The sequence below is a fragment of the uncultured Modestobacter sp. genome, assembly GCF_947486615.1.
Lineage (GTDB): Bacteria > Actinomycetota > Actinomycetes > Mycobacteriales > Geodermatophilaceae > Modestobacter.
In genome coordinates, this window is record NZ_CANKUD010000002.1 from 303,612 (window position 1) to 314,343 (window position 10,732).

Sequence of the window (10,732 nt, forward strand, 5' to 3'; positions counted from 1 at the left end):
GGCAGACCGGCCGAGAGGGCAGGGTCGCCTCATGGCGCGACGACCACGGAGCCCGACCGGCCGCGGACTGGCAGCCGTCGGCGTCCTCGTCCTCGTCGCCTGGATCGCCTTCATCACGATCGAGATCGCCACCGAGCCGGAAGCCGGAGCAGCCTCGGTCGACGCCCTGACCGCCCGGGCCGCCTCGGCACTCGGACAGCGGGACGCCGATGCGCTGCAGGAGCTGATGGTGGACGACGCCCCCGCCGACTACGCCGACCAGCTCCTCGACGGGTTCCCCGCGACCGACGGTGCACTGGACGGTGAGGTCGAGCGCTCCGACCGGGGCGACGCGATCATGATCGCCGATCCGGCCGGGCAGGGCACCTGCCTCACCTGGCAGGTGGTGCCCGAGGACGGGCGGTACCTCCTCGACGTCGTGCCGCCGCTGACCGGCTGCCGGTAGCGGGCAGCCGGTCAGCGGCGGGGGACGGTCGCGGCTGGGGCTCGCCGGCCGCCGTCAGGTGCCCCTGGTGCCGGCCCCCAGCAGTCGGGAACCCCGTACGAGGGTGAGCGTCCCAGGACTGTCGGCGGGCAGTGGAGAATGCCTCGCATGACCCACGTGCTGGACCCGGGCGCGCTGACCGGTGGAGGCAGCCTCACCGGCCCGCTGCCGGACCCGTTCGCCGACGTCACCCGCTCGAACGACGCCTTCCGCGCCTTCCTGCACGGCCTGCCCGGCGTCGACCAGGTGGGCGCGCAGGCCCGGGTGACCCAGCTGGGCACCCGCTCGATCAAGAGCACCGCCAAGGCCTGGGCGATCGACACCGCGATCTCGATGGTCGACCTGACCACGCTGGAGGGCGCGGACACCCCGGGCAAGGTGCGCAGCCTGGCCGCCAAGGCCCGCCGCCCCGACCCGACCGACCCGAGCTGTCCCGCCGTCGCCGCGGTCTGCGTGTACGGCGACCTGGCCGGCGTCGCCACGGAGGCGCTGACCGGCACGGGCATCAACGTCGCCGCGGTCGCCACCGCCTTCCCCAGCGGCCGGGCCAGCCGCGAGGTCAAGCTCGCCGACGTCCGGGACGCCGTCGCGAACGGCGCCGACGAGATCGACATGGTCATCGACCGCGGCGCCTTCCTGACCGGCCGCTACCTCGACGTCTTCGAGGAGATCGTGGCGGTCAAGGAGGCCTGCGGGCCGGCGCACCTCAAGGTGATCCTGGAGACCGGCGAGCTGGTCACCCTGGACGCCGTCCGCCGGGCGAGCTGGCTGGCGATGCTCGCCGGCGGCGACTTCATCAAGACCTCCACCGGCAAGGTCTCCCCCGCCGCGACCCTGCCGGTCTGCCTGGTGATGCTGGAGGCCGTCCGCGACTTCCGCGCCGCCACCGGCCGCCAGGTCGGCGTCAAGCCCGCCGGCGGCATCAAGACCACGAAGGACGCCGTCAAGCACCTGGTGCTGGTCAACGAGACCGCCGGGGCCGACTGGCTGTCCCCCGACTGGTTCCGCTTCGGCGCCTCCAGCCTGCTCAACGACCTGCTCCTGCAGCGCCAGAAGCTCCGCACCGGCCACTACTCCGGCCCCGACCACGTGAGCGTGGACTGACATGACCCAGCTCTTCGAGTACGCCCCGGCACCGGAGTCGCGGTCGATCGTCGACATCCGGCCCAGCTACGGGCTCTTCATCGACGGTGAGTTCACCGACGGCACCGGACCGGCGCTGAAGACGGTCAACCCGGCCACCGAGGAGGTGCTCAGCGAGGTCGCCGTCGGCACGGAGGAGGACGTCGACCGTGCGGTGCGCGCCGCCCGCCGGGCCTTCGTCAAGACCTGGGGGCCGATGCGCCCGGCCGACCGCGGCAAGTACCTGTTCCGCATCGCCCGGCTGCTGCAGGAGCGGGCCCGGGAGTTCGCCGTCCTGGAGACGCTGGACAACGGCAAGCCGATCCGGGAGAGCCGGGACGTCGACGTGCCCTTGGCCGCGGCGCACTTCTTCTACCACGCAGGCTGGGCCGACAAGCTCGAGCACGCGGGCCTCGGCCCGGCCCCGCGACCGCTGGGCGTGGCCGGTCAGGTCATCCCGTGGAACTTCCCGCTGCTGATGCTGGCATGGAAGATCGCCCCGGCGCTGGCCACCGGCAACACCGTCGTCCTGAAGCCCGCCGAGACCACCCCGCTGACCGCGCTGCTGTTCGCCGAGGTCTGCCAGCAGGCCGACCTGCCGCCGGGCGTGGTCAACATCGTGACCGGCGCCGGCGAGACCGGCCGCGCGGTGATCAGCCACCCCGACGTCGACAAGGTCGCCTTCACCGGCTCGACCGAGGTGGGCCGCTCGATCGCGCGCACGGTCGCCGGCACCGAGAAGCGGCTGACCCTGGAGCTGGGCGGCAAGGCGGCGAACATCGTCTTCGACGACGCTCCGATCGACCAGGCCGTCGAGGGCATCGTCCGCGGCATCTTCTTCAACCAGGGCCACGTCTGCTGCGCCGGCTCCCGGCTGCTGGTGCAGGAGTCGGTGCACGACGACGTCCTGGCCGCGCTGCAGCGGCGGATCGGCACGCTGCGGGTCGGCGACCCGATGGACAAGAACACCGACCTGGGTGCGATCAACTCCGCGGAGCAGCTGGCCCGCATCCGCGAGCTGGCCGCGTACGGGGAGACCGAGGGCGCGACCTGCTGGCAGCCCGAGGGCGAGCTGCCCGACCGCGGCTTCTGGTTCAAGCCGACCGTCTTCACCGACGTCTCCCCCGCGCACCGGATCGCCCGCGACGAGGTCTTCGGTCCGGTGCTGTCGGTGATGACCTTCCGGACGCCGGACGAGGCGGTCGCGAAGGCGAACAACACCACCTACGGGCTGTCGGCCGGCATCTGGTCGGAGAAGGGCTCCCGGATCCTGCAGGTCACCGACCAGCTGCGGGCCGGCGTGGTCTGGGCCAACACCTTCAACGAGTTCGACCCCACCTCGCCGTTCGGCGGCTACAAGCAGTCCGGCTACGGCCGCGAGGGCGGCCGCCAGGGGCTGGCCGCGTACCTGCAGGGAGAGCACCAGTGAGCGAGCATCGCAGCGAGCGCCAGCGAGCGAGGAGCGGAACGAACGACCGAGCGGAGCGAGGTGTGACGCAGTGAGCGACCGGCTGGCCGTCCGCAAGACCTACAAGCTCTACCTCGGCGGGGCGTTCCCCCGCTCGGAGTCCGGCCGCACCTACGAGGTGCACGACGCCAAGGGGCACTTCGTGGCCAACGCCGCCTGGGCCTCCCGCAAGGACGCCCGGGACGCCGTGGTCGCCGCCCGCGGGGCGTTCGCGAAGTGGTCGGCCGCCACCGCCTACAACCGCGGCCAGGTGCTCTACCGGGTCGCCGAGGTGATGGAGGGCCGCGCCGCCCAGTTCGCCGAGGAGGTCGCCGCCGGCGAGGGGCTGTCCACCGGCCGCGCCCGGGCCGCGGTGGACGCCGCCATCGACCGCTGGGTCTGGTACGCCGGGTGGACCGACAAGCTCGCCGCCGTCCTGGGCAGCACCAACCCGGTCGCCGGCCCGTACTTCGGCTTCTCCGTGCCCGAGCCCACCGGCGTCGTCGCCGTCCTGGCCCCGCAGCGGTCGAGCCTGCTCGGCCTGGTCAGCGTGCTGGCCCCGGTGCTGGCGGCCGGCAACACCGCCGTGCTGGTCAGCTCCAAGGAGCGCCCGCTGCCGGCGATCACCCTCGGCGAGGTGCTGGCCACCTCCGACGTCCCGGGTGGGGTGGCCAACCTGCTCACCGGTGACGCCGCGGAGATCGGCCCGTGGCTGGCCGAGCACGCCGACGTCGACGCGATCGACCTGGCCGGCGCCCCGGCGCCGCTGTCGATGGAGCTCGAGCGCTCCGCCGCCGGGACGGTCAAGCGGGTCCTCCGCGCGGCACCCGAGGAGCCGGACTGGACCGCCGACCCCGGGCTCTCCCGGCTGCGCCCCTTCCTGGAGACCAAGAGCGTCTGGCACCCGATCGGCGTGTGAGGCCCCGTCCCGGGTCCCGCCCCGAGCCTGCGAAGGGTGGGGAGGACGGGGTCCTTCTGCTGGCACCCGATCGGCGTGTGAAGCCCCGTCCGGGTCCCGCCATCAGCTCGCCGAGGGCGAGGAGACGGGGTCCTTCTCCTGGCACCCGATCGGCGGGTGACGACGGGACCTCCTGCCCCCACCGCGCCCGACCCGGTGGTGGGGGCAGGAGGAGGGCCGATGGCTGCGAGTACCGCAGTGCGCGAGCACAGGCTCACCGGGCAGGATGGGCGGGTGTCCAGGCCCAGCATCGTCCCCATCGCCCTGACCCTCGACGACCGCACGGGCTACACGCTCTGGGCCCCTCCGTGGGAGGAGGACGGCGAGGAGTGGCAGGCGTTCCTCGGCAGCACCGTCGACCTGCCGGCCGACATCAACGACGACGACCCCGAGGCCCCCGGCCCCACCGCCGTCGTCCACCTCTTCCCCTCCCCCGCTGCGCTGGCCGCCTTCTGCCGCACGGCCACCGACCACGACCTGGTCGACCACCCGGTCTGGCCGGTGGTGTCGACGCTGGGCGCCGCCGACCTCACCCCGGACGAGGACCACCGCTTCGACCTGGACGGCGTCTACGACGTGGTCGCGGAGAACCCCGACCGCTGGGCCGTCGACGAGCTGGCCGCGGTCGTGGACATGGTGGGCCGGCTGGCCGAGTGCTGCGACACCGCCGGGGACGACGACGAGGACGACGACGACGAGGAGACCGGCTTCGAGGCGGTCGCCGACCTGGTCGCCAAGCCGGAGGTGGCCGCCCTCGGCCTGGGCATCGACGCGTTCCTGGGCCGCACCGGCGAGGAGAGCTGGGCGCGGCTGGGCACCGCCGTCGACGAGCTGTGGGAGGACGTCCTCGAGGAGCTCGACGAGCACCTGGACTGGACCGGCGCCGGCACCGTCGCCGGGGACGCCTACCCGTCGGCTGCCGAGGAGGCCGAGGCGCGCGCCGCCGAGCCCGAGGACCTCGACGACCTGACCGACGACGACGAGGACGACGACGCGCCGGTGGCCCGCCCGGCCGCCGGCTCCACCGCCGCAGCTCCGGCCCAGGCGGCCACCGCCGGGGTGCGGGCGGTGCACGGCGGCAGCCGGCTGACCGCCACCCCCGCCGCGGTCGCCGCCGCCCAGGAGTTCTGGGAGGCGGTCGGCATCCTGCCGGTCGAGGTGGTCGTCCCGGAGGGCTCGGGTCTCACCCTCCGCTGCTACGTAGAGGACCGCGCCCGCTTCCTGGGCCGCGAGGGGCAGGTGTTCGTCTTCGCCACACCGGTCGACCTGGCCCGCTTCTGCGCCGGCGACGAGCCGCACGACCTCACCGAGATCGCCTCCTGGCCCGAGGTCGCCGACACCGACACCCTGCCGCTGCCCGCCGACCAGGACCGCTACGACCTGACCGCGCTCACCGAGGTGCTCGCCGAGGTCGCCCGCGGCGCCGGCGGGCTGGCGACCCACCAGGCGCTGGTGCAGCCGGCCGAGGGGGTGCTGGACCTCGCCGAGTACGCCGGCCTGCCCCGGGTGCAGCAGCTGCTCGGCCCCGGGGCGGTGCTCGGCCGGGCCGTCGCGCGCGGCGAGTCCGAGCCGACCGCCCCGCTGGCCGCCGAGGAGGCGCCCGCGCTGGCGGCGGCCTGGGACGACGTGGTCGAGGACGTCGGCACGGCGCTGGTCTTCCGCAGCGACCGGAAGGACCCCGCTGCCCCCCACCACTCGGAAGCTCGCGGCGGGCCCCTGCAGCGGGGCCGAGAGAGCTGAGACGGCAACGGCCGGCCCCCGCAGTGCGGGAGCCGGCCGTTGCCGTTGCTCACCCGTCCGTCAGGACGGGCCCTGCCTCAGTACGAGCGCGCGGGGCGCGACGGGCGGCCGCCGGAGCGCCCGTCGCTGGAGCCGCGGTAGCCACCGGTGCGTCGGTCGCCGCCACCGGAACGGTCCCGATCGCCGTAGGAGCGCTCGCCCGAGGGGCGGTCTCCGTACGAGCGGTCGCGGTCGCCCGAGGGGCGGCCACCGGCACTGCGATCCCGATCGCCGTAGGAGCGCTCGCCCGAGGGACGGTCTCCGTACGTGCGCTCGCGGTCGCCGGAGGGACGGCGCGGGCCGCCGCGGTAGCCACCGGGCCGCTCGCCCGAGGGGCGACGCCCGCCCGAGCTGCCGGCCGGACGGCGCGACTCGCGCACCGGCCGGACGATCGGCTCGACGAACGTGCCACCGGCGACGAGGTCGGTGATCGCGGCGTCGCCCGGACGGATCCGGGTGACCTGCGGGTCGACCTTGGCCTGGCGGAACCGGCGCTTGGACTGCCCCACCTGGTCGGGCAGCAGCAGCGAGACCACGACACCGGCGGCACCGGCGCGCGCGGTGCGGCCGGAGCGGTGCAGGTAGGTCTTGTGGTCTGCCGGCGGGTCGTAGTGCAGCACCAGCGAGACGTCGTCGACGTGGATCCCGCGGGCGGCCACGTCGGTGGCCACCAGCACCGGGCTGCGGGCGTCGGTGAACGCCTCCAGCGCGCGGCGGCGGGCCGACTGCGGCAGCCCACCGTGGATCGCCTCGGCGGAGATGCCGACGTGCTGCAGGTTGTCGGCCAGCCGGTCGGCGCCGTGCTGGGTGCGCACGAAGATGATGATCCGGCCCGGGCGGGCGGCCATCGCCTCGGTGACCTTCAGCTTGTCCGGGAAGGACACGCTGTAGGCCAGGTGCTCGGCCTGCGGACCGGAGTCGGCGGCCTTGACCACCTCGTGCCGGGCCGGGTCCTTGAGGTAGCGCCGGACCAGGGTGTCGACCTCGCCGTCCAGGGTGGCCGAGAACAGCAGCCGCTGGGCGTCGGGGCGGGTCTGGTCGAGCAGCTCCTTGACCACCGGCAGGAAGCCGAGGTCGGACATGAAGTCGGCCTCGTCGATGATCGAGACGACCACCTCCGACAGCGTCGTCTCGCCCTGGTTGATCAGGTCCTGCAGCCGCCCGGGGGTGGCGATGAGCACGTCGACGCCGCGACGCAGCTGCTGGATCTGGCGGTACATCGAGGCACCGCCGTACACGGCGGCCAGCTGGACGCCGATGGACTGGCCGAGGGGGGCCAGGTTGTCGTGCACCTGCTGGGCCAGCTCGCGGGTCGGCACCAGGATCAGGCCGCGCGGCGCGCGGCGACCCTGCTGCACGTCCGCGCCGATGCGGGCCAGCAGCGGCAGGCCGAAGGCCAGGGTCTTGCCCGAGCCGGTGGCCGCCTTGCCGAGCACGTCGCGCCCGGCGAGGGCGTCCGGCAGCGCGGAGGTCTGGATGGCGAACGGGTGGCGGATGCCCTTGCGCTCGAGCGCGGTGACCAGCGGCTGGGGCAGGCCCAGCTGGGCGAAGGTCGGGCCGGTCGGCTCGGGGGCGACCTCGGCCGCGGGGGCCTCGATCTCGACGACGGCCTCGGGGGCGGTCGGGTCGTTCTGGGGGGTGTGCTGGGTGTCGACAGAGTCGAACGAGGACAAGCGGGAACTCCGATACAGATCGGTGCGCGTCCCGTGGTGATGCTGATCGCCGGGGTGCCCGGCGTCCACACTGGTGATCGCGGCCGTCTTCTGTGACGCGTGATCTGCACGGATGCGCTGTGCCCGGACAGGACCGTCCGGGAGGATGACCGGCACGCGCCGGTCACGTCAGGTTAGCAGCGCAGCGCCCGGATTGATTCCCGTGTGATCAGGCTCCCTCGCCGGAGCCCGCCGCGAGTGGGAGGACCCCGTCCTCCTCACCCCTCGCGAGCTCGGGGCGAGCCTCTGGACGGGGCCGCGGGCGAGGAGGTCCGTCGACGGCTCGCCCGGGGGCGTCAGCGGCCCGCGCGGAGGGCGTCGTAGGCCGGGCGGACGACGTCCGTGGCGATCCGGGCGCGCACCGCGTCGTCGGCGAACCCGGCCCGCAGCGCACGCTCGGTCACGGTCTGGACGTCGTCCCAGGTCCACCCGAAGGTGCGCGCCACGTCGGTGACCTCGCTGGTCACCGACACCCCGCTCATCAGCCGGTTGTCGGTGTTCAGCGTGACAGCGAAGCCGGCCCGGTGCAGCCGGTCGACCGGGTGGTCGGCGAGCGACGGGTACGCGCCGGTCTGCACGTTGGACGACGGCGCGACCTCCAGCACCACCTGCTCGTCGCGCACCCGCTCGGCGAGCTCCCCCAGCGGCCCGTCGACCGGCACCTCGTCGGCGATCCGCACGCCGTGGCCCAGCCGCTCGGCCCCGGCGCCGTCCAGCGCCGCGCGGATCGAGGCGATGCCGGCGGCCTCACCGGCGTGGATCGTCCGGTGCGCCTCCGCGCGGTCGAGCAGCTCGATCGCCGCCGGGACGCGGTCCGGCGGGAAGCCGTCCTCCGGCCCGGCCAGGTCGAAGCCGACCACCCCGGCGTCCCGGTGGCGCACCACCTGCTCGGCCACCTCGACCCAGCGGTCGGCCTGGCGCATCGCGCACAGCAGCGTGCCGACGACGATCGGTTGCCCGGCGGCGGCCGCCTCCCGGGAGCCCTGCGCGTACCCGTCGAGCATCGCCTCGACCACCTCGTCCAGCGACATCCCACCGGCGGTGAGCAGCTCCGGCGCCATCCGCACCTCGGCGTAGACGACGCCGTCGGCGGCCAGGTCCAGCGCACACTCCCGGGCCACCCGCTGCACCGCCTCCGGCCGCTGCATCACCCCGACCGTGTGGGCGAACGTCTCCAGGTAGCGGACGAGCGACCCGGAGTCGGCGGACTCCCGGAACCAGCGGCCCAGCGCCGCCGGCTCGTCGGCCGGCAGCTCGCGGTAGCCGGCCTCCTCGGCCAGCTCGAGGACCGTCTCCGGCCGCAGCCCGCCGTCCAGGTGGTCGTGCAGCAGCACCTTCGGGGCGCGGGCGATCGAGTCTGCAGTCAGCGGTGCGGCGGGCATCCCCGCACGCTACCGGCGCGCTGCGCAGCGGCTGCTCAGCGGTCGACGCGGTCCTGCCAGCGGAAGGTGCGGACGCACAGCAGCAGGCCGATCACGCACCAGGCGGCCAGCACCAGCGCGACCCGGCCCAGCTCCCAGCTTCCCGCGGGCTCCTGGGCGGCCAGCGCGTCGGGCAGGAAGACCGAGCGCAGGCCCTGGGCCATCCACTTCAGCGGGAAGACCGCGGCGACCGTCTGCAGCCAGGTCGGCACCTCGCTGAACTGGAAGAACACCCCGGAGATGAACTGCAGCACCAGCGCCACCGGGGTCACCGTCGCCGACGCCGACCGGCCGTTGCGGGCCAGGCTGGAGATGGCGATGCCCAGCAGCGTGCACGCCGCCGAGCCGAGTGCGGCGACCCAGGCGAAGGTCAGCCAGCCGGTGCCCGAGGGCAGGTCGATGTCGTAGAACACCGCGCCGATCGCCAGCAGGATGACCACGATCGCCACCGTGACGACGAAGACCTGCACCACCTTGCCGACGAAGTAGGCGCTCTTGGGCATGGGCGTGCCGGCCAGGCCCTTGAGGGTGCCGTCGCTGCGCTCGGTGGCGATGCCGATCGCCATGTTCTGCAGGCTGGCGCCGAGGATGCCGGCCGCGATCACCCCGGCCATGAAGTACTGGGTGAAGCTGACCCCGCTGCCCAGGTCGTAGTCGAGCACGGCGCCGAAGACCAGGAGCAGGATCACCGGGAAGAACAGCGTGAAGACGACGGACTCGCGCTGGCGGAAGAACTCCCTCAGCTCCACCCCGGCCCGGGTCCGGCAGACCGCGGCCACCGAGGGCAGCGACCGCTCCGTGGTGGCGGTCATACGACGGGTTCTCCGATCATGCGCAGGTAGACGTCCTCCAGGGTGGGCCGGGCGACCGCGAGGTCGGGCACCTCCCCGGGGAACCGGGCGGCGAGCTCGGCGACGAAGGCGGTCGGGGTGCCGGTCTCGGCGGTGCGCCGGACGCCGTCCTCGCTCCAGGAGACCACCGCGGGTGCCTGCCCGCGGCCACCCAGCGCGGACGGGACGGCGACCTCGACCAGCCGGCCGCGGGTGATGACCCCGACCCGGTCGGCCAGCTCCTCGGCCTCGTCCAGGTAGTGCGTGGTGAGCAGCATCGTGGTGCCCAGGTCGCGCAGCGAGCGGATCAGCGACCAGAACTGCCGGCGGGCCTCCGGGTCGAAGCCGGTGGTCGGCTCGTCGAGGAAGAGCAGCCGGGGGCGGCCGACGATGCCCAGGGCGACGTCCAGCCGGCGGCGCTGGCCACCGGAGAGGGTGCGACCCCGGGAACCGGCCTTCTCGGTGAGGCCGACCAGCTCCAGCACCTCGGCCGGGTCCCGCGGGTCGGGGTAGTAGGCGGCCTGGGCGCGCAGCAGCTCCAGGCAGGTCAGCTGACTGTCCCCGGCGCCGGACTGGAGCACGATGCCGAGCTCGGCCTTCCAGCTCCGTCCGCCGTCCGCCGGGTCGATGCCGAGCACCCGCACCTCGCCGCCGTCCCGCTGCCGGTAGCCCTCCAGCACCTCGACGGTGGTGGTCTTGCCGGCGCCATTGGGGCCGAGCAGGGCGAAGATCTCCCCGCGCCGGATGTCGAGGTCCAGGCCGTCGACGGCGTTGCGGTCGCCGTAGCGCTTCACCAGCCCGCGGACGCTGATCGCGGCGTCGGGGTCGGGCGGGGTCTGCTCGGCCACCGCGGCGCGACCACCCGGAGACCGGAGGAGCGAGTCCTTCTGCACGAGGCGTCAGTGTCCTCCTCCGACCTGTGCCGTCGGCGGCGACCCTCCACCGGCGCCGTCGGGGCACACCCGGCCACCGGATGCGC

General features: G+C 74.3%; 9 protein-coding genes. 5 read left to right on the forward strand and 4 right to left on the reverse strand.

What is annotated here, in order from left to right:
• The first annotated feature begins 31 nt into the window (after positions 1-31).
• The 5 genes from Q1A09_RS04710 (at position 32) to Q1A09_RS04730 (ending at position 5,751) form a co-directional block, all read left to right on the forward strand.
• Entirely contained in the window at positions 32-445 is a 414-nt protein-coding gene (locus Q1A09_RS04710; protein ID WP_299952326.1) for a hypothetical protein, read from the forward strand.
• Between the two features lie 138 nt (positions 446-583).
• A complete protein-coding gene (gene deoC, locus Q1A09_RS04715) occupies positions 584-1,588 on the forward strand; it encodes a deoxyribose-phosphate aldolase (protein ID WP_366139753.1) in 1,005 nt (334 codons plus the stop codon).
• A gap of 1 nt (position 1,589) precedes the next feature.
• Positions 1,590-3,035, forward strand: coding sequence for an aldehyde dehydrogenase family protein (locus tag Q1A09_RS04720; RefSeq protein ID WP_299952328.1), 1,446 nt, complete (start codon positions 1,590-1,592; stop codon positions 3,033-3,035).
• A 70-nt stretch (positions 3,036-3,105) separates the two neighbouring features.
• The gene (locus Q1A09_RS04725; protein ID WP_299952329.1) at positions 3,106-3,972 is read left to right on the forward strand and encodes an aldehyde dehydrogenase family protein; all 867 of its coding nucleotides are present in this window, start codon (positions 3,106-3,108) and stop codon (positions 3,970-3,972) included.
• Between the two features lie 273 nt (positions 3,973-4,245).
• Positions 4,246-5,751 (forward strand): hypothetical protein, encoded by a 1,506-nt coding sequence (locus Q1A09_RS04730; RefSeq protein WP_299952330.1) that lies wholly within the window; start codon positions 4,246-4,248, stop codon positions 5,749-5,751.
• Positions 5,752-5,828: 77 nt separating this feature from the next.
• Here the strand turns inward: Q1A09_RS04730 and Q1A09_RS04735 are convergent, their stop codons facing one another.
• The 4 genes from Q1A09_RS04735 to Q1A09_RS04750 form a co-directional block, all read right to left on the reverse strand.
• Entirely contained in the window at positions 5,829-7,463 is a 1,635-nt protein-coding gene (locus Q1A09_RS04735; protein WP_299952331.1) for a DEAD/DEAH box helicase, read from the reverse strand.
• Positions 7,464-7,798: 335 nt separating this feature from the next.
• A complete protein-coding gene (locus Q1A09_RS04740; protein WP_299952332.1) occupies positions 7,799-8,884 on the reverse strand; it encodes an adenosine deaminase in 1,086 nt (361 codons plus the stop codon).
• Between the two features lie 35 nt (positions 8,885-8,919).
• A complete protein-coding gene (locus tag Q1A09_RS04745; RefSeq protein WP_299952333.1) occupies positions 8,920-9,735 on the reverse strand; it encodes an ABC transporter permease in 816 nt (271 codons plus the stop codon).
• Positions 9,732-10,646 (reverse strand): ABC transporter ATP-binding protein, encoded by a 915-nt coding sequence (locus tag Q1A09_RS04750; protein WP_299952334.1) that lies wholly within the window; start codon positions 10,644-10,646, stop codon positions 9,732-9,734. The genes Q1A09_RS04745 and Q1A09_RS04750 overlap by 4 nt, the downstream gene beginning before the upstream one ends.
• Between the last annotated feature and the right edge of the window lie 86 nt (positions 10,647-10,732).

Excerpts from the sequence above, each read along its gene's own strand:
- Q1A09_RS04710 (WP_299952326.1), top strand. The coding sequence starts at position 32 with ATGGCGCGACGACCACGGAGCCCGACCGGCCGCGGACTGGCAGCCGTC.
- deoC (WP_366139753.1), top strand. The coding sequence starts at position 584 with ATGCCTCGCATGACCCACGTGCTGGACCCGGGCGCGCTGACCGGTGGA.
- Q1A09_RS04720 (WP_299952328.1), top strand. The coding sequence starts at position 1,590 with ATGACCCAGCTCTTCGAGTACGCCCCGGCACCGGAGTCGCGGTCGATC.
- Q1A09_RS04740 (WP_299952332.1), bottom strand. The coding sequence starts at position 8,884 with ATGCCCGCCGCACCGCTGACTGCAGACTCGATCGCCCGCGCCCCGAAG.
- Q1A09_RS04745 (WP_299952333.1), bottom strand. The coding sequence starts at position 9,735 with ATGACCGCCACCACGGAGCGGTCGCTGCCCTCGGTGGCCGCGGTCTGC.